This is a genomic window from Thalassolituus sp. LLYu03 (genome assembly GCF_050507655.1).
GTDB lineage: Bacteria > Pseudomonadota > Gammaproteobacteria > Pseudomonadales > Oceanobacteraceae > Venatoribacter.
The window spans coordinates 3,034,970-3,055,771 of record NZ_CP191496.1 but is presented as its reverse complement, the minus strand read 5'-3'; the positions used below and the strand labels follow the sequence as shown (position 1 = coordinate 3,055,771).

Here is a 20,802-nt window from a genome sequence, read left to right as displayed (position 1 = left end):
GCATGAAATTTGTGCGCTGGTTTGAAGCCATTTCCCGCTGCGAACAGAAAGGTGAGTCGTACGTCATTGCTACCGTGATGGGCAGCGCCGGCTCTGTGCCGCGCGATCCGGGCGCGAAAATGGTGATTACCGCCGACGATCAGTTCGACACCTTAGGTGGCGGCCAGCTGGAATTTCAGCTGGTGCACAAAGCACGTGAATTACTGGCGGCGCATAAGACACCTCAGATTCTTCAAAAGCTTGAAAATATGCCGCTGGCAGCCAAAGCCGGTCAGTGCTGTGGTGGCAGTGTGTCGGTGATGCTCGAAGTCTTTATTAAAAGCGCGCGTCCCGTGGTGGTGTTCGGTGCCGGCCATGTGGCCAAGGCATTGATGCAGATTCTGGGTGCCTTGCCACGTCAGGTGCTCTGGGTGGATAACCGCGCCGAGCAGTTTCCGGCTGAGGATGAACTGGCCGCGAATATTCAGTGCCGCCTGCTGGACAATCCGGTGGACATCATCGCGCAACTGCCTGCGGGCAGTGAGCTGATTATTCTCACGCACAATCATCAGCTCGATTACGACCTGCTGAAAGCTGCGCTGGTGCGCGATGACTTTGCCTTTGTTGGCTGCATTGGTTCGGCCACCAAAACCGAACGCTTTCATATGCGATTAAGCCACGAAGGATTTACCGATACGGAATTTTCCCGCTTAACCATGCCGGTCGGCCTGGCCGAAGTGGGCGGCAAGTTACCGATGGAAGTCGCCGTTTCGATTTCGGCGCAATTACTCAGCCGGTTTAATTCCGGCATGAGTGACGATTACGAACACAACACCGGTGTGGCCCGCCGTAAAGGCCTCAACTGGAAAGACATAAAACAGTCACTGACCCTTCAACCGGCTGGTAAGACTGAACAACAAACCTCTGAGTGAACAACATGCAAAAAGCTGAAAAACATCCGTTTTCTGAGTGGATCGATCTGGCGAACCGTCGCTTGGGTGGACAGGTGCTGGACTGCAGTGACGATTTCTTTGCCGAGATGGAAAACCTGATCAAGCCAGAAGATCCGGTGTTTATTGTTGGTAAATACACTGACCGCGGTAAGTGGATGGACGGCTGGGAAAGCCGCCGTAAGCGCGTGGTGGGCTACGACTGGGCCGTGCTGAAACTGGGCACTCAGGGCCGCATTAAAGGCTTTAACGTGTGCACCACGCACTTTGCCGGTAATGCGCCAAAGCAGGTGTCGATTGAAGCCTGCAACAGCAAAACCGCACCGGATGCCAGCACCCACTGGACCATGATTGTGCCGCAGCAGGATGTGCAGCCGGACAGCAACAACTTCATTCACTGTGATTCCGACGGTGTGTGGACGCATTTGCGCATTAACAGCTTCCCGGACGGTGGTATCGCCCGTCTGCGCGTGTACGGCGAAGCCGTGATGGACAACAACTGGTTCCTGCCGGGTGAACCTGTGGATCTGGCGTTCGTGAAAAACGGCGCCCGTCCGATTGAATGCAGCGATATGTTCTTCAGCTCCATGAGCAACCTGATCATGCCGGACCGTGGCGTGAACATGGGTGACGGCTGGGAAACCAAACGTCGTCGTGGTGGCCGTGAGTGCGACTGGATTATTGTGAAACTGGCCGGCACCGGCAGCATCAAAAAAGTGGTGGTCGATACCGCGCACTTTAAAGGCAACTACCCGGATGGTTTCTCGCTGCTGGGCATTTCCATGCCGGAAGGCCAGCACCCGCAGGAAACGTCCGACTGGGTGCCTGTGATTGAGCGTCAGAAACTGACCGCCGATGCCGAGCATTTCTACAAAGACGAAGTGATCAGTGGTGAGCAGACCTTTACTCACATCAAACTGAATATGTACCCGGATGGCGGCATCAGCCGTTTAAGAGTGTATGGATTCCTGAAGGATGCCAAATGACGCTGGATGAACTGAATAATCTGACGGTGGCGGATGTCACCGCCGCCTTCACCAGCTGCTGTGCGGCGGAGCGTTGGGTGGCCAAGGTGGTGGCGGCGCGCCCGTACGCATCGGTGGACGAGCTGCTGCACAAGGCTGATGAATTCTGGTGGACCATGGAAGAGCCTGATTTTCTGCAGGCCTTTACCGCCCATCCGAAAATCGGTGATGTAAACTCGCTGCGCGCCAAATACGCCAACACCAAAGCCATCGCCTCGCATGAGCAGAGTGGTGCCAGCGGTGCGCCGGAAGCCGTTTTGCAGGCTCTGGCCGAAGGCAACAGCGCTTACGAAGAAAAATTTGGTTTTATTTTTATCGTATTTGCCACAGGTAAAAGCGCTGAGCAGATGCTGGCGCTGCTGGAACAACGACTGCCGAACAGCCGTGAACAGGAAATCCGCAATGCCGCAGAAAATCAGATGATGATTACCGACCTGCGCATTAAAAAGATTCTCGGTCTGGCGCAGTAAGGAACAGAGTATGCAAAAGAGTGTGATTACAACGCATATCTTAGACACCCAGCGCGGCCGTCCGGCCGTGGGGGTTGAGGTGCGTTTATTTAAATCGGCAACCGCGTCGGTAACTGACCCGCAATGGCAGAGTATGGCCAGTGCTGCGACCAACGACGACGGCCGCATTATCGACTGGCTGGGCACCCGTGAGCGCGAAGCCGGTCTGTACAAGCTGGAATTTGCCACCGGTGCCTATTACGCCGCGCAGGGCCTTAGCACGCTGTACCCGCAGGTGGATATTCTGTTTGAAATCGATGCGCCCACCGAGCACTACCATGTACCGCTGTTGCTGTCGGCCAATGGTTTCTCGACTTACCGTGGTTCATAAGAGGTCTGAATGATGGACTTATTGCTGAAGCCGGAACCATTAACCCCGGAAGCCTTTGCGCCGTTCGGTGAGCTGGTGAGCGTGCGTGGTAAGCCGATTATGATCAATAACGGCACTACCGAGCGTTACCACAATCTGGCGCAGGTCACCGTGGGAGCCGCACCACAAAGCGGGCAGGGCATTATCAGTATTTTCCGTGCCCAGCCGCGCACCCTGCCGATGAGCATCGGCATGATGGAGCGTCATCCGCTCGGCAGTCAGGCGTTTCTGCCGTCGTCGGATGAGCCGTATCTGGTGCTGGTGTGTCTTGGTGATGATGCGCCGGACCCATCCACATTTAAGCTGTTTCTCGCCACGGGCGAGGAAGGCGTGAATTACAAAGCCAATTGCTGGCATCATCCGTTGCTGGCATTAAACCGTGTGTGTGATTTCTGGATCGTCGATCGCGTTGGTCCGGGCAATAATCTGGAAGAATCCTTCTTTCCGGACGATTGGAATATCCGTATAGACTTGTGAGAAATAGCATGAATTATCAGGGCTACCGGGGACGCGTTCTGCATTTCCTCGATGAACAGACTCCCCAGTATTTTGCCGATGGCCTGCTGGTAACCGACGCCGATGCCGGCACTGTGGTTGGCTGTGGCGATGCGCCTACGCTGCTGGCTCAGTATCCGGGTATCCGCGTGACTCAGTACGACAACGCCCTGATTATGCCGGGCTTTATCGACACGCATATTCATTATCCGCAAGTGGATGTGATTGCCTCCTACGGTGAGCAGCTGCTCGACTGGCTGAACAATTACACCTTCCCGACGGAAGTCAATTTCGCCAACCCGGACGTGGCCAACAGCGCTGCGGAATTCTTCCTGAAAGAACTGCTGAAAAACGGCACCACCACCGCCCTGGTGTTCGGTACTGTGCACAAGAGTGCTGTGGATGCCTTTTTCGAAATCAGTCAGCGTCTGAATACGCGCATGATCTGCGGCAAAGTGATGATGAACCGTCACGCGCCGGAAGCCCTGTGCGATACGGTCGAAAGCTCGGTAGCCGACACTCAGGAGCTGATCGACCGCTGGCATAATAATGGCCGTCAGCTGTACGCCATTACGCCGCGCTTTGCCATTACCTCCACACCGGAACAACTGGCGGCGGCAGGACAACTGCTGGCCGATAATCCGGGTGTTTATATGCAGACTCATCTGGCAGAAAACCTGGATGAAATTGCCTTCGTGCGCGAGCTGTATCCGGAGCGTAAGAGCTATTTAGACGTCTATGATCATTATGGTCTGCTCGGCCCGCGCAGCGTATTTGCTCACTGCGTGCACCTCGATGCTGAGGATTATCAGCGCATGAGTGAAACCGGCAGTAAGATTTCGTTCTGCCCGACGTCGAATCTGTTCCTCGGCAGTGGTTTATTCCAGCTCGATGATCAGCCGTTCCCGGTGGACGTCAGCGTGGCCACCGATGTCGGCGGCGGAACCAGTTTCTCTATGCTGCAGACCATGAACGAAGCCTACAAAATCTGCCAGCTGAAAGGCAGCAAACTGGCGCCGCAACGCGCCTTTTACATGATGACGCTGGGCAACGCCAAGGCGCTGTCGGTGGACGATAAGATCGGTAACTTTGAAAGCGGCAAAGAAGCCGATTTTGTGGTGCTGGATCTGGCCGGTACCGATCTGATGAAACGTCGTCAGTCGATCTGCAAAACCCTGGATGAAACCCTGTTCAGTCTGATGATTCTCGGCGATGACCGCGCTGTGCGCGAAACCTTCGTTGCCGGTCGTTCTGTCTGGACCAAAGCGGAGGCCTGTTAATGGAAGGCTATATCTTTGACTGGCTGAACCTGTTTCTGCGCTGGTTTCACGTGCTGGCGGGCATTGCCTGGATCGGCGCATCGTTTTATTTCGTCTGGCTCGACCTGAGTCTGGAAAAGGCAACACCGGAAAATGAAGCCAAAGGCATTAAAGGCCAGTTGTCCGCCATTCACGGCGGTGGCTTTTATGAAGTGGCCAAATACCAGCTTGGTCCACCGAGCATGCCGCACAACCTGCACTGGTTTAAATGGGAAGCCTACACCACCTGGCTGACCGGCTTCTCGCTGCTGACCGTGCTGTATTACTGGGGCGCCAATCAGTATCTGATCGACCCGGCCAAAGTGGCGTTCAGTCAGTGGCAGGCGATCGGTGCCAGTCTGCTGTACCTGTTTGCTGGTTTTGCCGTATACGAAGCGCTGATTAAAAGCCCGCTGCGCAACAGCAATAAAGGTTTTGCCTCGGTGCTGTTTGTGTTTCTGGTGTTTATGGCGTGGCTGGCGGATCAGTTGTTTGCCGATCGGGCGGCGTATCTGCACGTTGGCGCGTTAATCGGCAGCATCATGGCCGGTAACGTGTTCTTTGGCATTATGCCGTCGCAGCGCGAGCTGGTGCGTGCGGTGACCGCCGGTGAAAAGCCGCAGGCCATTTACGCCGTGCTGGCTAAGCTGCGTTCGACGCACAACAACTACCTGACCCTGCCGCTGGTTTTCATCATGATCAGCAACCACTACCCCATGACCTATGGCCACGAATACGCCTGGCTGGTGCTGGCGGTTATCGGCGTAATTACCGGTCTGATCCGTCATTTCCTGAATTTAAAAACTCAGGGTGCGGGTGTAAAACCGGGTTATCTGGTCGCGGCGTTTCTGCTGACGCTGGCACTGGCCGCTGTGATGGCACCCAAGCCGGTCGCCACCACAGGTGCGGTCATTAACAGCGATCAGGCGCTGCATATTACCCATCTGCGCTGCGCGGAATGCCACGCCGGGCAACCGACCAATGGCATGTTCACCAGCGCCCCAGCGGGCATTATTCTCGAATCAGAAGTTCAGTTGCTGCAGTACAAAGACCGTATGATCAGTGCCTTGCAGACCAACTATATGCCGCTGGGTAATATCACGGCCATGACCGATGATGAACGCGCTCAGTTGCTGGGCTGGCTGAAAGCTCAGCAGTAAGCCAAACAGTAAGCAGCTGTGAATTGGTTAATAAAAAAGCGGAGCCAGGCTCCGCTTTTTTTATGGCTATCGTGCAGGAGACGGGTCAGAAGCTCACGCGCTGGCTGGCGCTGGTGCAGTAACTGCCGTTGTCGTTGCCGCCGTCGGACAAACATTCGGCATAGGTATTTTCCGGTGCCAGTGTCAGTGCATTGTTGTCGATGCGCATGCGGTAGGTCAGGTTAAACGGCGTATTACGGATCCATTTTGCCGGGGTGGCAGTGGCTTCAACGCAGCGGAAATTCATCGCTTCACCGGCTGAAAAACTGCGATCGGACGGCGGGTTGTAATAACGCCACTGATTCAGGCGGCCGCGCATGACTTCGTCTTTGCAGTCGCTGATCGAGCGGATGGCCGGGTCGTAAAAAAATAACGTGCGGGTATGGGTTGTGCCCTGATTACTGACGGTGGCCAGCATCCACACGCTGTTTTTATTGCCGGCGTAAGCGGCGGGTACAGCCAGCAGTGCGGCCATAACACAGATGGAAAATTTCACCCTGGTTCTCCCGGTGTGCGCGGTTAACGTCGGCTGAATATCCCTGCCTGTTGCTCAAGTCGTCCATGGGCGCATGGTAACGGCAGAACAGCGGGTTCTGTGTAAAGAAGCGTGTTTTTGGCGCGGCTTTTACACCGCACTTACAGAGGGCGGATGATGTTGACCGGCGCAATCAGGTCATGAACATTGGCCGGATTTTCGCGGGCGGTGCGCATAAGCTGATACAGCTGACGGCCCATGCCGTTAAAGTCGATGCGCACAAACGCACGCACAAGACCATCGTTCACCAGCATGCGCTGTTCGGGGGTGGTAACACCTGTGGTAATAATCAGGCTGCGTTCGTTGAGCTGGTCGTAATAGGGGCTGACCAGATTGCGGAAATCATCCGGGCTGACAATGGGCCAGGAGCCGACGGATACAAAGACGGTGGCTGAGGTGTCCTGCAGAGTGGTTTTCAGCTGGCCCATGGTGCGTTCCGGGTCGTCACTGTTTTCCCACGGGCAACGCAGACTTTCAGACCAGCCATTTTCGCCGCGCAGGCGCTGACCCATCACCAGATCCGGGTTGCCACTGAGCTGGCGGCGCAGTCCCAGCACGCGGTTGTCCAGATTCGTATCCGCGGCGGCGGTCATGATGCACAGCTGGCCGCCTTTGGGGTGATATTCCGTAACCAGTTTGCCCAGCACGCGGCCTATGTCTTCGTTGTCCGGACCGACATAGGCTTGTGCCAGATGTTTCATGGCGGCCGGAAACGGGGAGTCGAAGGTAATGATGGGTACGGTGGCGTTGGCGGCGGCCTTGGCCAGTACATCGCCACGGGTGACCGACAGGCCGATGGCGGCGTAACGGCGGTCGTTCACCGCGTTATTGAGCACCTGATACTGAACCCTGGGATTGGCGCTGCCCTCCGGGCCCAGCAGCTCGCAGCTGTCTTTGTGCTTCGCCGCTTCCTGCTGGCAGCCTTCCTGCACCGCCAGAAAATTAATATCGGTGCTGCTCTTGGCGATGACCGCATAGACATCGCCGTGGCCCCAGCTGGGAACGCTGAACAGCAGGCCGCTGATCAGCACGGTTTTCAGTGCAGAGCCCCTTACAGAGCTCAGTGCAGAGCTCAGCAAGGTCGGTAACGATAATAAGGTCGGGCGCCTGGACGGTGTCACGTTGGCTGTTCCGGTTACGGAGTGTCTCCAACAGAATAGCCAAGCCCCCGTGGCACACCAAACAATCCGCGGCAGAAACCGGAAATCTGGCCCTTTGAGTACCTCCAGAGGGCCAGATTGGCAGTGCAGTTATTATTCTGTTGTTTCTCGGTTGTTATTCTTTCTCAAATACACCGATATCCGGTGCACTGCCTTCGTAACTCAGGCCAACATCCGTACCGGCGTCGATCAGATCGCTGCCTGCGGTGAGCTGAAAGAAGCTGACGTCCGGCAGGCTGCCATCCGCTTTGCGTGCCGCCGACAGCTCATCGATATCCAGCGATGCCACGTCGGCACTGGTCAGCGATAGGCTGTTTTGCCAGCTGTTGTTGCTGATATCTGTGCTGGTTGCGCCGAATTTATCCGACGAGCTGCCACTCAGCGAAGCGCTGTTTTTGATGGTCAGGCTGGCCAGCCCGTTCGAGTCGCCCATGCCGATGTTGCGGTTGTTGGCGTACGCAACGGCATGGTACATGGTGACACTGCCACGATTGCTGTTCTGGTCGTAACCGTCGGCGGAGTTGCCGGCAGAAATGGTGCGGATATACACCGCGTTGTGGGCGAGATCTTTGCCATCACTGCCGCCACTTTTAAAACCGTTGCCATCGCCGGCGCCCAGTGTGCCGTCTTCTTTATAACCGTTGCGGAACACCCAGGTATTTTCGTACGTCGTGGTCACCGACGACCCGTTGTCCCGCAGGTAGCCATCGAAGCCATCGTCCAGATTATTCCAGGCGCGGCAGCCGTAGAAATAATTGCCGGTACCCACGCCCAGTTTGGCGGCAAAACCATCGGCGTTTTCCAGCGTTGAATCTGCGTTGTAATAGGAGTCGACGTTTTTCACCAGATTATGCGCGGCACCACCGTCCAGCTGTACGCCGGTGTCGGCACAGCGCGAAGCGCTGAGAAATTCGATGGTGTTGTAGGAACCGGTCACGTGCAGGCAATTGTCACCGGCTTGGGTCATATCGAAACCGTACAAATGCCAGTAATCACCGCTCAGTTCCAGACCGCGGTTACTGCCGCTTTCAGACATGGCGGAGAAATCCAGCACAGGGCGGTCAGCACCCGGAGTGCGGCTGAGCACAATCGGTGCGGCTTCGGTACCGGACGCATCCAGTGTCAGCGGTGAACTGAAGGCGTAGGTGCCGGCGGCCAGATAAATCACATCACCGGCGCTGGCGCTTTCCAGTGCGTCCTCAAGACCCTCGGCAGAGGTCACGATAACGGCATCGGCCACGGGGTCCGAAATAAAGGACGGATAGCCCTCGCTGACGGATTCGTCTTCGCTGGATTCGTCTTCGCTGGATTCGTCTTCGCTGGATTCGTCTGAGCCGGATTCTTCCGAGCCAGATTCGTCAGAGCCGGATTCGTCCGAGCCGGATTCTTCAGAGCCGGATTCTTCAGCGCCAGATTCTTCCGAGCCAGATTCTTCCGAGCCGGATTCTTCCGAGCCAGATTCTTCCGAGCCAGATTCTTCCGAGCCAGATTCTTCCGACTCTGGATTTTCCGCTGAATTATCGTCGCTGCTGGTCTGGCTTTCGCTGTCACCGGCGCCGGCCGGTAAGTGAGATTTTGTGCTGCTGCCGCCACAAGCGGTCAGCAGAATGGCTGACAGGAAAATCGCCAGCCCGGTTGGAATTTTTTTGATTAACACGATTATGCCCCCGAAAAGTAAACGTCATGGCCACGGTCATCGCGGACTCTTATCCGGCCAGGGTGCGGACTCTAAGGTCAGAGGCAGGTGAAGAAACAAGAAGTAATTCACAAACTCATGTAAGCCCGATCTTTACATCGTCGATCCTGTGTTTGGGCTCACAAAACAACGTATTTATCCGGTCAAAGGTGACGAAAAATGTCCCCTATTTAATTAATTTAAATATCAATTAATCATGAGTTGAATGGCTTTATTCTGTAAATTGTCAGACAGTCGATCAGTGAGTGTTTATGTTTAATATTCGATGTCAGTCAATAAAAAACCGGCTTTCGCCGGTTCTTTATGGGCAGGCTTAAAATCTTGCTGATCAGTCTTTGCTGCTGGCAATCAGATTCGCCGGGTCAAAGAAGCCCACGCCGCTTTCCATGCTGCCCGGTTGGGCGCTGTTGAAAATATGCGGTTTTATTTTACCCACTACGTGCATTTCACAAGGCTTGCAGTCGAACTTCAGGGTCAGCACTTCATCGCCGTGCACCAGCTGCATGTCTTTGACCTTGGTGATAACACCGGTTACGCCTTTGGCCTGTTTCGGGCACAAATTAAATGAGAAACGCAGGCAGTGCTTGGTGATCATCACCGGCACGTCGCCGGTTTCTTCGTGCGCTTCAAACGCCGCTTCGATTAACTGCACGCCAAAGCGCTGATAAAAGGCGCGCGCTTTTTCGTTGTATACGTTATCAAGGAACGACAGCTGGGTATCGGGATAAACCGGTGCGGGCTCGCTTACGGCTTTACGGAAACCGCGTGGATGAGCTTTTACCCGCTCAGCGGTTAACGCCTCAATTAAGTCGCGGCGCAGCGCTTTTAATTGCGAGCCGGGAATAAACCAGGCGTCGCCTTCAACGTTAATCTGGTCGGCGTGATAAATGGTATTGCCCAGCTGGGCGAAGGTGTCCTGCAGTTGCTGCAGGGCTTTTCCGGCGTTCTTCGCCGGCTCAAACGGGCCGTTCAAAGTGGCGCTGACGCTGATGCCGGCATCACCGGTTCCTTCTGTGCTGGTGACGGTGGCGGTCAGCGCATCCTGCGTGCTGTTAATAACCCAGTTCACCAGCACGCGGCGCTCGGCGGAGGTTTTCAGCAGCGCCTGTTGCCAGTTGTGGTCGAGGTTACGGTTGAGTACCGTCGGCAGACGCAGTTTATTCAGTTCAGGCGGCATTTCATTGGGTGTAACCCGGTACTGCCATACGTGCTTCGGCTGGCCGTTGTCATCCTCATGCCCTTCGGGTGGTAAGTCGAAGTCGCACAGTGGCTGCACGGTATTCACACGGAAGCCGACCACTTCGCGTTTCACCAGTACGTTCAGACCGTCACCATTGGTCAGTTCGGTATCGGTCTGCACCGTTAATTCGTTTTTTCCCACACCAATCAGTTCGCCCACCGGCAGGCCAACGAATTTCGGCGAGTCGAAGGCACCGATATCAATTTTGCGTTCGCTGACGAAGTAATCTGTGCTGCCGCGATGGAAGGTTTTATCCGGGTTCGGGGCAAAGAAATGCTCGGTATAACCGCTGGAGGCACGGGCCAGTTCCGGACGTTCATTAAGAATGTCGTCCAGCAGTTTGCGGTAATGCGCGGTGATGTTTTTAACGTAGCTGACGTCTTTATAGCGGCCTTCAATTTTGAAGGAGCGCACGCCGGCATCCACCAGATCGCGCATATTGGCGGTCTGGTTGTTGTCTTTCATCGACAGCAGGTGCTTGTCATAGGCAACCACAGCGCCGTTATCGTCTTTTAAGGTGTACGGCAGACGACAGGCCTGAGAGCAATCGCCGCGGTTGGCGCTGCGCCCGGTCTGGGCGTGAGAAATATTGCACTGACCGGAAAACGCCACGCACAGTGCGCCGTGAATAAAGAATTCCACCGCCGCATCGACGCTGTCGGCAATGGCTTTGATTTCCTGCAGGTTTAATTCGCGCGCCAGTACGATCTGGGAAAAACCGGCCTGAGATAAAAACTGCGCCTTTTCCAGACGGCGGATGTCGCACTGGGTCGAGGCGTGCAGCTCGATCGGCGGAATATCCATTTCCAGTACACCCATGTCCTGCACAATTAACGCATCGACACCGGCGTCGTACAGCTGGTGAATCAGCTGACGTGCCGGTTCAACTTCGTCGTCGTGCAGAATGGTGTTCAGGGTGACGAACACTTTTGCGTGGAATAACCGGGCAAACTCCACCAGGCCGGCAATGTCGGCCACCGAGTTGCTGGCGTTATGGCGTGCACCGAAGCTCGGACCGCCGATGTACACCGCGTCCGCACCGTGCAGAATCGCTTCTTTGGCGATGCCGACATCACGGGCTGGGCTTAACAGTTCGAGCTGGTGTTTTTTAAGCATGGCAGTTCCGGGTATTCGTTGGTCTGGAAAAACTAAGGTCGCCTGCAAAAAGGGCGCCTACAAAAAGGGCATCAATAAAAACTGACGCCACAAATAAAATTGCCGGAGCTAAGCAAAATGCGGCTCCGGCAATCGGGTCTGACGGTAAGGTCAGCAGTGACAGCGCTGATTAAATCAGGCTGTTAACCGCTTCAACAACGGCTTCCGTGGTGATGCCGAACTCTTTGAACAGCGCCGCCGCCGGTGCGGATTCACCAAAGGTGTCCATACCGATGATCTTGCCGTTCAGGCCGACAAACTTGTACCAGTAATCTTTGTGCAGCGCTTCTACCGCCACGCGGGCAGACACAGAGGCTGGCAGTACCGATTCGATGTAAGCGGCGTCCTGTTTGCAGAACACTTCGGCACACGGCATAGACACCACGCGTACGTTTTTGCCAGCCAGCTGTTCAGCAGCGGCAGTCGCCAGTTCTACTTCAGAACCGGTGGCGATGATGATGGCGTCCGGCTTACCGGCGCAATCTTTCAGCACGTAACCACCTTTAGCGATATCGGCTACCTGAGCGGCGCTGCGGTCCTGATGCTTCAGGTTCTGACGCGAGAAAATCAGCGCGCTTGGGCCGTCTTTACGCTCAACCGCTGATTTCCACGCCGTGGCGGATTCAACGGTGTCGCATGGACGCCAGGTTTCCAGATTCGGGGTGTTGCGCAGGTTGGCCACCTGTTCAACCGGCTGGTGAGTCGGACCGTCTTCGCCCAGACCGATGGAGTCGTGGGTGTAAACGAAGATAGAACGCTGTTTCATCAGTGCGGCCATACGCACGGCGTTACGGGCGTATTCCATAAACATCAGGAAGGTGGCGCCATAAGGCACGAAACCTTTGTGCAGGGCGATACCGTTCATCATGGCGCTCATGGCGAATTCACGTACGCCGTAGAACACGTAGTTACCGGAGGCGTCGGTTTCGCTCACGCCTTTGCAGCCTTTCCACAGGGTCAGGTTGGAGCCTGCCAGGTCGGCAGAACCGCCGAGGAATTCCGGCAGCAGTGGGCCGAAGGCGTTCAGGGTGTTCTGTGAGGCTTTACGGGAAGCAACCACTTCGCCTTTGGCCTGACATTCGTTGATGTAGGCCTGCGCCTGGGCGCTGAAGTCGGCTGGCAGTTCGCCGGCTACGCGGCGTTTGAATTCGGCAGCCAGTTCCGGGAAAGCAGCAGCGTAGGCAGCGAATTTCGCATCCCATGCGCTTTCAGCGGCAGCGCCTTTGTCTTTGGCGTTCCAGCCGGCGTACACATTTTCCGGAATTTCGAAGGCGCCGTGTTTCCAGCCCAGACGTTCGCGGGTGAGTGCGATTTCGTCGTCACCCAGTGGGGCGCCGTGACACTCTTCTTTACCTTCTTTGTTCGGTGAACCGAAACCAATGATGGTTTTGCAGCAGATCAGGGTTGGCTGTTCGCTGTTGGCGCGCGCGGTTTCGATGGCTTGTTTGATTTCCACCGGATCGTGACCGTTCACGCGTGGAATTACCTGCCAGCCGTAAGACTCGAAACGCTTCACGGTGTCGTCGGTGAACCAGCCTTCCACTTCGCCGTCGATGGAGATGCCGTTGTCATCGTAGAAGGCAATCAGTTTGCCCAGACCCAGAGTACCGGCCAGAGAGCAGGCTTCGTGGGAGATACCTTCCATCATGCAGCCGTCACCCATGAACACATAGGTGTAGTGGTCAACGATGTCGTGACCTTCACGGTTGAACTGGCCGGCCAGCACTTTTTCGGCCAGCGCCATGCCCACGCCGTTGGCAATACCCTGACCCAGAGGGCCCGTGGTGGTTTCAATGCCAGGCGCGTAACCGTATTCCGGGTGACCCGGGGTTTTGGAGTGCAGCTGACGGAAGTTCTTCAGATCGTCGATGGACAGATCGTAACCGCTCAGGTGCAGCAGGGAGTAAATCAGCATAGAACCGTGACCGTTCGACAGAATGAAGCGGTCGCGGTCTGCCCATTCCGGATTGGACGGGTTGTGCTGGAGGTAGTCGTTCCACAGAACTTCGGCGATATCGGCCATGCCCATCGGGGCGCCCGGGTGACCGGATTTGGCTTTTTGTACGGCGTCCATGCTCAGTGCGCGGATGGCGTTCGCCAGTTCGGTACGAGTTGTCATGTAACGACTCCTGAAATTGGTTCTCTGGGGGACCGGGCATTTTGCCGGTCGGGAAAAAAGGGGCGCTATTGTCGCGCAGATTGCAGGCCTCAGCAATGGCGCAGGTCTATTGTCTGGCGGCATAAAGTGCACCCCGTCACAGGCGCTGAATGCCGGGGGCGAACAGAGCATAGCGGCTGTTCCGCCATCTGCCTGTGCAGTAAGGCAAACGCCCGCAAAAAGCGGGCGTTTGGCGTGTCATGGGCTGTGTACCGAGGGCTGTGTGCCGTGGGCCGACCTTGGCTGCCGTAACGGTAAAAGAGTCAGGGGCTTTCTGGGGTTTCCAGCGCCGGGCTCAGGCCGTTACCTGTGCGCGCTTGCTGGTCTTGTCGCTTGTCTGGTCGATGAGAGCGCTGCCGTGAGCGCCCTGCGCGGCCGACACCATCAGCAATTCACAGGGCAGGCGGAAGCGCGCCAGCAGTTCGGCCAGCTCGGTGTGCTGAATGTGGGCAAAGCGCTGATCGCTGCGGTGGCCGATCACCAGCGTCTGCGGCTGGCGGTTGCGCAGGGCATCGAGCAGGGTCGACGCCAGATGCGAGGCCGGCGTTTCCAGCAGGGTGGTGGTGACGTCTGTGACCTCGGGCAGAACCTGTGAGCGGGCGAATTCCAGCACGGCATGGGCGCGGGCGGCGCTTTCGGTTTCCTGCGCCTGACCGGCCACGGTTTCCCAGGTGCGGGCATGCAGCAGTTCCAGTGGTGCCTGATACAGCTGCGCCAGTTGTGCACCGCGCAGCACCAGCGCGGCGTCGTCGAGCGTGCCGGCTAGCGCCACCATCACCGGGCGTACCGGCGCCGGTGTCAGCGCTCCGGCGTGGTGAATAGCCAGCGAACGGCGGCGGGCGATCAGCAGGCCGGCAGCGGCCAGAGCAGCGATGGCCGCGACGGCGAAGGCCGCCTCAGCGCCCAGCGCCTGCGCCAGTTCCGGCGCCAGCCAGGGGGCCAGAACACCGGCAAACCAGCGCACAAAATTATAACCGGCAGAGGCCACCGGACGCGGTGAGTCCGATACCTCAAGCGCCAGTTCGGTGTACACCGTATTGGCGATACCGGACACCGCGCCCGACAACACCACGCAGGCGGCCAGCCAGCTTTTCGGCGCACCGGTCAGCACGGCGACCGTCATTACCGCCAGCAGCAGCGCCAGACCGGTCATACTGCCACTGAGAATCTGCACGGCGCTGAAGCGGGCCTGCAGGCGCGGCGCAACCAGCACAGAAAAAATGGCCAGCAGAATGCCCCAGCCAAAGAAAATCAGGCCCACCGAGCGCGCCGGCATATCCAGCACAAACGGCGTGAACGCCAGAATGGTGAAAAACGCGAGGTTATAGAAGAAAGCGGAGGTGGCGGTGGTCCGCAGACCGCCGTGACTCAGGGCTTTCAGTGGCGCACTCAGTGATGTCTTCTGCGCCGGTTTGGCTTGTTCCGGCAGCCACAGCCAGATGGCGACAAAGCCAATGGCCATCAGCGTGGCGGTACCAAAGAAAGGGTAGCGCCACGAATGCTCACCCAACGCGGCGCCCAGCAGCGGGCCGACCGACAGTCCCAGCCCCAGAGCCGATTCGTACAACAGAATGGCGGCCATGGTACCGCCGCTGGCGGAGGCCACGATCACGCTCAGCGCGGTGACCACAAAAAAGGCGTTACCCAGCCCCCAGCCGGCGCGGAAGCCGACCAGTTCAGCCACTGAATCCGAGGTGCCCGCCAGCGCGGCGAACAGCACAATCAGGCCGCTGCCGAGCAGCAGGGTTTTGCGGCCACCGAGGCGGCTGGAGACGAACCCGGTGACCAGCATCATCAGTGAGGTCACCAGAAAATAACTGGTGAACAGCAGCGACACCTGACTGGCAGAGGCGTTGAGGCCGCTGGCGATGGAGGTCAGGATCGGGTCGACCAGGCCGATGGACATAAAGCCCACCACACAGGCAAAGGCGGTAGCCCACACCGCTTTTGGCTGGTGCAGGAAGGAGGAAGGGGCGGCTGACATACGGGCTCCTGCACAGACGGTGCAATCGCAGAGAAGAAGGGTTAATTATCTGTATGATGCAGGTAATTAGACAGGTGCATGGATGAAACAATCTGTATTATGCAGATAAGTAGTCGGGCATGGCCCTGAGCAGAGGAATGGCAGAAGATGGCTGGAAACGTAAAAGCGGACAGGGTGGAGCCGAAGGCAGTGAAGGCGGATGAGCAGAAAGCACAACGCGGGGCAGAGGCCGGTCTGGCTCAGTCGCCGGGTTCAGGCACGGATACCGGTACCTGCACAGGAATCGTCGCGCTGGAATACGAACTGGCGACGCTGGCCCGTACCATGGAGGCGCTGAACCGCCGCCGCAATTACCCGCTTGAGCGTGCTCATTACCTGTTGCTGCTGGTGCTGCGCGATGGCCCGGCCAGTATCGGCACGCTGGCGGTGCGCCTGTTGCTCGACAATTCCACCGTAACCCGGCAGGTGGATGCCATGCAGAAAAAGCAGCTGATCGAGAAAATTCCCAACCCGGACGATGGCCGCAGCCAGCTGGTGGTCAGCAGCGCGCTGGGCCGTTCACTGGTGGATGACATGCAGCAGGTGCGGGTGGATCGCCTGACACACACGCTGGCCGACTGGAGCGCTGCCGAGCAACAGCAACTGCAGACGCTGACCCGCCGCTTGAGCGAAGCGCTGGCCCGCAGTCTGGAAGATTAAGGCGGAAGCAACCACAGAACGGGTTGGCTCGATTCTGGTCGCACGACGTCAGCGTCTGGCATTCGTTGCTTTTGCATAAAGCCCTGGTGATGTCCCGGGCTTTTTTATTGCCGATTTTAATTGCCGTCCTCTTTACTGCGCCTTCTTTATTGCGCCTTCTTTATTGCGCCGCCTGTAGCAGCGTTTGATCCCTGCTTGTTGCACTGACGTTTGCCATTGTTTTTCAGCATCCCGTTTTGCTCCGGGTGCGCGCGCACGTCGCCGGAGCATGGCCTGACTGTCATGCACGATTTTTGACCGAATGGACAAATTATTGTGTCGGACGGTTCTGCCGATACGATCCCTGCCTTTTCATTTCGTTTCCGCCCCGTTTTCTTTTTCCTTATTTTTCTGTCGATTGCGCAAATTGCGCGGACGCAAAGCCGCCAATTGATCTTTTTATTTTCACTTTATTTATTCCTGACCAGTCGGGCAGCTTTGTGGCACACGCGTTGCTGAAGGGGATTTGCTCATATTCAAAACGAACCGGTGCCGCCTTTATTTTTTTGTGCTGCACAGAGGTTTTACACAGATAAAGCAAGGTGGATTGGGATGAAAAATCAGCTGATGAAACGTTCGGCCCTGAGTCTGGCCATTGCCGGCCTGAGCTGCGCAGCCATGCCCGCATTGGTCTGGGCAGAAGAAGAAAGCAGTAAAGACGATACCGTTCTGGAAGAAGTGATGGTGACTGCGCAGAAGCGCGAACAATCGCTGTCCGATGTGCCGTCGGCCGTTACGCCGATTACCGGCGAATACGTGCAGGAGATGATCAGTGCCGGTGAAAACATCCGCGCGTTGGCCGGTCGTGTGCCCAGCCTGCAGATTGAATCATCCAACGGCCGTCAGTCGCCCCGTTTTTATATCCGGGGTCTGGGTAACTACGATTTCGATGTGAACGCGACTCAGCCGGTGGCGCTGATTTATGACGACGTGGCGCTGGAAAACTCGGTATTAAAAAGTATTCCGCTGTTCGACATTGAGCAGGTTGAAGTGCTGAAAGGCCCACAGGGTACTCTGTTCGGGCGCAGCACCACCGCCGGTGTGATTAAAGTGGATTCGGTCAAACCGTCGCAGGTAGAAGAAGGTTACGCGCGCCTCGGTTATGGCTCGCACAATACCGAAACCTTTGAAGGTGCCTACGGCGCCGGTTTAACCGACACCATGGCAGCCCGCGCGTCGGTGAAATATCAGAAACGCGACGCCTGGATCGACAACGAAAATGCCGGCACCAGTGGCGACGATTTCGGTGATTTCGACGAACTGGCCTACCGCCTGCAATTATTGGCTGAGCCATCCGCCGATTTAAGCATTCTGGCAAAACTGCACGGCTTCCATCAGAGCGGTGGTCAGCCTCAGGTATTTTATGCCAACGCCTTTACGCCGGGCCATGAAGGTCTGCGCCCGGGTTTTGATGTGAACAGTGCCGCGCACGATTACACCGACAGTGGTTTTGAAATGGACCACACCGGCGGCAGCGTTAAAGTGGATTACGATATTTCCTCGTCACTGGCCGTGACCTCGGTGACCAGCTACGACACCGTCACCAGCTTCAGCTCAGCGGATATCGACGGCGGTGTGCAGGGTGGTGCCGAAGCCATCGGTCAGCCGAATCAGCAGGCGTTTTTCAGCTCGGCATCCGGCGACGGTCTGGATGACCATTATCAGTTCACGCAGGAACTGCGTCTGGCCGGTAATAACGACAACCTGTTTTATCAGGGCGGTCTGTATTACTTCCAGGAAGACATTACCGTGCGTTCCGTCGATTTCGATAACGCCGGCACCGCCACCAATATTACCTTTGTGGATCAGCTGACCACCTCGACCGCAGCGTTCGGTCAGGCAGAATACGGCGTAACCGATGACCTGTCGGTCACCGGTGGTCTGCGTTACACCATGGACACCAAAGAACTGGACGTCCGCCCGGGCACACCGTCCAGCGCGTCAGCGGCCAGTGTTGATGATGACGACAGCTATTTCAGCTGGGAGCTGGCGGGTAATTACGATGTGAATGACGACTGGACTGTGTATTCACGTCTGGCCACGGCCTCACGCGGACCGGCCACTCTGGGTCGTTTCGGTGTGACCACAAAAGCCGATACCGAGACCATTACCTCGTTTGAAACCGGCTTTAAATCCATGCTGTTTGAAAACCGTGCGCAGTGGAATACCACGGCGTATTACTACCACATTAAAGATCATCAGCTGACCGCCACCGGTGGCTCAGACAACGTCAACCGTCTGCTCAACGCCGATAAAACCATTGGTTACGGCGTCGAAACCGACCTGACCGCGCAGCTGACTGACAATCTGCGTCTGACCTTTAATATGAGTTACAACCACACCGAAATTCAGGACGCGTCCCTGACCACCGACCTGTGTTCCGGCACCCCAAGCTGCACCACGTCCGATCCTTATGTAGCAACCGTTCCGGGCGCCTATGGCGACCGTACGCTGGTGAGCATCGACGGCAACCCGGTGCCACGTTCACCGGAATGGCTGACCAACATTATCCTCAGCTACCGTTACCCGGTTGAAGGCGGTTCTCTGAACGCGTCGACCGACTGGAACTACCGCAGCGAATCCAATATTTTCCTCTACGAATCGACCGAATTTGTGGCAGAAGCACGCTGGATTGGCGGTGTGAAACTGGGCTACGAAAACTACGCCAATGCGTATGATATTTCGCTGGTGGGCCGCAACATCACCAACCGCATTGTGGCGGACGGTGCGATCGACTTCCTTAACATGACTGCCTTTACCAACGAACCGCGTTACTACGGTATCGAAGCGAGTAAATACTTCTGAGTCGTGAAACGGCAGCCTGAGGGCTGCCGTTTTTTTAGCGACTTTTTAACGATTTTTTGCACCGATTGTCCGGATACAACGTATGAACTATCTGCCATTGGCAGCCCTGATGCTGGGCCTGCTCAGTCTGCCGGTAAAAGCGGCCGACTGGTTTGACGAATTCCGTGCGTCGGCATCGCCGGCGCAGCTGTATCAGTTTCTGCATGCCATGCCCAAGGGCGGCGATCTGCACAATCACCTGAGCGGCTCCGGCCTGCCCGAATGGTGGTACCGGCTGGCCACCGATCAGCAGCTCAACGGCGGCTATCAGTATTACACCAAAACCCGCATTAATAATTGCCGCGCACCGGGCGGTGATATGTTCGGTTTTGCGCCTTATCTCTTGCTGTTCCGCACCATTCAGGAATCCAGCTACGCCCGTTTGCCGGCCTGTGAAAAGGCCGAATTCCAGAAGCTGGAAAGTCTGACCCGCGAGCAGAAAACCGACTGGATGAACAGCCTGGCGTTAGACAAGGCCCACGAAGGGCGGGATGAATTTTTTCAGACCCACTGGCAGCGCCTGGCGGATTTAACCGGCAACCCGCACATCATGGCGGAACTGCTGTATCTGAATATGCAGGACTTCAGTAAAGAAGGCCTGATTTATCTGGAAACCATGGAAGGCACCCGTTTTTACCAGACACCGGACGGGCAGCCGATTGAGCCGGACGCTGTGGCCGATATCTTCCGTCTGCGCCTGCAGCAACCCGATGCCATCGCCACCGGCGTGACGGTGCGCATGCAATATTATCTGCTGCGCTTTATTGCCGATGCCGAACAGGATTTAGAATGGATTTATCACTTCGTTGACCGTAACCGCGACCTCTACACCGGCATCAATATGGTCGGGCGCGAAGACAACGACAAAGGCTATCCGCTGCGCTTTCTGCCGGTGCTGCGCAAGCTGCGCCGCGATATTCCCGGTATTCCGCTGGCGATTCACGCCGGCGAAGTGGACGAGCCCAATCAGCATGTGCGCGACACCCTGTTGCTCGGCGCAGAGCGTATCGGTCATGGCGTTAATCTGATTTCCGATCCGGACACTATGCTGCTGATGCGCAACAACCAGAATCTGGTTGAGATTAACCTGATCAGCAACATGAAGCTGAATTACGTGAATCAGTTTAAAGAGCATCCGTTTCCGGAATATTTGCGCTTCGGTATTCCGGTCACCCTGTCGACCGACGACCGGGGTATGTGGTTATCCAATATGACGGACGAATATTTTGTCGCCGTCAGCGAATTTAATCTGTCGTGGGCGGAAATCCGGTTGCTGCTCAGCCAGTCGATCGAACACGCGTTTGTCGAGGCGCCGGTGAAAGCCGCCTTGCGCGATACCTTAAATAAACGCCTGAATGCCTTTGAACGGAATTTCCGCGCTCAGGGTATTAGCGGTCTGCCGCAGGCTACACCCATGGCCAATGGTTTTATCTGTCAGCACTATGGTTTTTGCTCTCAATAAATAAG

General features: G+C 56.5%; 16 protein-coding genes. 10 read left to right on the top strand and 6 right to left on the bottom strand.

Features of this window, described 5'->3' with window-relative positions:
• Positions 1 to 2: 2 nt before the first annotated feature.
• Genes xdhC through ACQUQU_RS13765 form a run of 7 tightly spaced genes read left to right on the top strand, consistent with a single transcriptional unit; the run spans position 3 to position 5,786 of the window.
• Positions 3 to 911, top strand: a complete 909-nt coding sequence (xdhC, locus tag ACQUQU_RS13795) for a xanthine dehydrogenase accessory protein XdhC (RefSeq protein WP_430460282.1) — start codon at positions 3 to 5, stop codon at positions 909 to 911.
• Positions 912 to 916: 5 nt separating this feature from the next.
• On the top strand, positions 917 to 1,915 hold the full coding sequence (gene alc / locus ACQUQU_RS13790) for an allantoicase (RefSeq protein WP_430460281.1): 999 nt from the start codon (positions 917 to 919) through the stop codon (positions 1,913 to 1,915).
• Positions 1,912 to 2,424 carry a 2-oxo-4-hydroxy-4-carboxy-5-ureidoimidazoline decarboxylase gene (gene uraD / locus ACQUQU_RS13785; protein ID WP_430460280.1) on the top strand — a complete coding sequence of 171 codons (513 nt, stop codon included), beginning with the start codon at positions 1,912 to 1,914 and terminating at the stop codon, positions 2,422 to 2,424. Before alc ends, uraD begins: the two co-directional genes overlap by 4 nt.
• Before the next feature lie 10 nt (positions 2,425 to 2,434).
• Positions 2,435 to 2,794, top strand: a complete 360-nt coding sequence (gene uraH / locus ACQUQU_RS13780) for a hydroxyisourate hydrolase (protein WP_430460279.1) — start codon at positions 2,435 to 2,437, stop codon at positions 2,792 to 2,794.
• A gap of 9 nt (positions 2,795 to 2,803) precedes the next feature.
• Positions 2,804 to 3,310 (top strand): ureidoglycolate lyase, encoded by a 507-nt coding sequence (locus tag ACQUQU_RS13775; RefSeq protein ID WP_430460278.1) that lies wholly within the window; start codon positions 2,804 to 2,806, stop codon positions 3,308 to 3,310.
• An 8-nt stretch (positions 3,311 to 3,318) separates the two neighbouring features.
• On the top strand, positions 3,319 to 4,608 hold the full coding sequence (guaD, locus tag ACQUQU_RS13770) for a guanine deaminase (RefSeq protein WP_430460277.1): 1,290 nt from the start codon (positions 3,319 to 3,321) through the stop codon (positions 4,606 to 4,608).
• Positions 4,608 to 5,786 carry a urate hydroxylase PuuD gene (locus ACQUQU_RS13765; RefSeq protein WP_430460276.1) on the top strand — a complete coding sequence of 393 codons (1,179 nt, stop codon included), beginning with the start codon at positions 4,608 to 4,610 and terminating at the stop codon, positions 5,784 to 5,786. Before guaD ends, ACQUQU_RS13765 begins: the two co-directional genes overlap by 1 nt.
• An 85-nt stretch (positions 5,787 to 5,871) precedes the next feature.
• Here ACQUQU_RS13765 and ACQUQU_RS13760 read toward each other — a convergent pair whose 3' ends face one another.
• The 6 genes from ACQUQU_RS13760 to ACQUQU_RS13735 all read right to left on the bottom strand — a co-directional run bounded on the left by ACQUQU_RS13760 (position 5,872) and on the right by ACQUQU_RS13735 (position 15,753).
• On the bottom strand, positions 5,872 to 6,321 hold the full coding sequence (locus ACQUQU_RS13760) for a hypothetical protein (RefSeq protein ID WP_430460275.1): 450 nt from the start codon (positions 6,319 to 6,321) through the stop codon (positions 5,872 to 5,874).
• A 140-nt stretch (positions 6,322 to 6,461) separates the two neighbouring features.
• Positions 6,462 to 7,481, bottom strand: coding sequence for a substrate-binding domain-containing protein (locus tag ACQUQU_RS13755; RefSeq protein WP_430460274.1), 1,020 nt, complete (start codon positions 7,479 to 7,481; stop codon positions 6,462 to 6,464).
• 154 nt (positions 7,482 to 7,635) lie between these two features.
• Positions 7,636 to 9,177 (bottom strand): right-handed parallel beta-helix repeat-containing protein, encoded by a 1,542-nt coding sequence (locus ACQUQU_RS13750; RefSeq protein WP_430460273.1) that lies wholly within the window; start codon positions 9,175 to 9,177, stop codon positions 7,636 to 7,638.
• Positions 9,178 to 9,544: 367 nt separating this feature from the next.
• Positions 9,545 to 11,572, bottom strand: coding sequence for a peptidase U32 family protein (locus tag ACQUQU_RS13745; protein ID WP_430460272.1), 2,028 nt, complete (start codon positions 11,570 to 11,572; stop codon positions 9,545 to 9,547).
• Positions 11,573 to 11,741: 169 nt separating this feature from the next.
• Positions 11,742 to 13,730: a transketolase gene (gene tkt, locus ACQUQU_RS13740; protein WP_430460271.1), complete on the bottom strand. Its 1,989-nt coding sequence runs from the start codon at positions 13,728 to 13,730 to the stop codon at positions 11,742 to 11,744.
• A gap of 334 nt (positions 13,731 to 14,064) precedes the next feature.
• Positions 14,065 to 15,753 carry an MFS transporter gene (locus ACQUQU_RS13735; protein WP_430460270.1) on the bottom strand — a complete coding sequence of 563 codons (1,689 nt, stop codon included), beginning with the start codon at positions 15,751 to 15,753 and terminating at the stop codon, positions 14,065 to 14,067.
• A 147-nt stretch (positions 15,754 to 15,900) separates the two neighbouring features.
• On the opposite strand from ACQUQU_RS13735, the gene ACQUQU_RS13730 reads away from it, so the two are divergent.
• From ACQUQU_RS13730 to ACQUQU_RS13720, 3 genes are all read left to right on the top strand, one after another.
• Positions 15,901 to 16,452 carry a MarR family winged helix-turn-helix transcriptional regulator gene (locus ACQUQU_RS13730; protein ID WP_430460269.1) on the top strand — a complete coding sequence of 184 codons (552 nt, stop codon included), beginning with the start codon at positions 15,901 to 15,903 and terminating at the stop codon, positions 16,450 to 16,452.
• 591 nt (positions 16,453 to 17,043) lie between these two features.
• The gene (locus tag ACQUQU_RS13725) at positions 17,044 to 19,296 is read left to right on the top strand and encodes a TonB-dependent receptor (RefSeq protein ID WP_430460268.1); all 2,253 of its coding nucleotides are present in this window, start codon (positions 17,044 to 17,046) and stop codon (positions 19,294 to 19,296) included.
• A gap of 82 nt (positions 19,297 to 19,378) precedes the next feature.
• A complete protein-coding gene (locus ACQUQU_RS13720; protein ID WP_430460267.1) occupies positions 19,379 to 20,797 on the top strand; it encodes an adenosine deaminase family protein in 1,419 nt (472 codons plus the stop codon).
• Positions 20,798 to 20,802 lie beyond the last annotated feature (5 nt).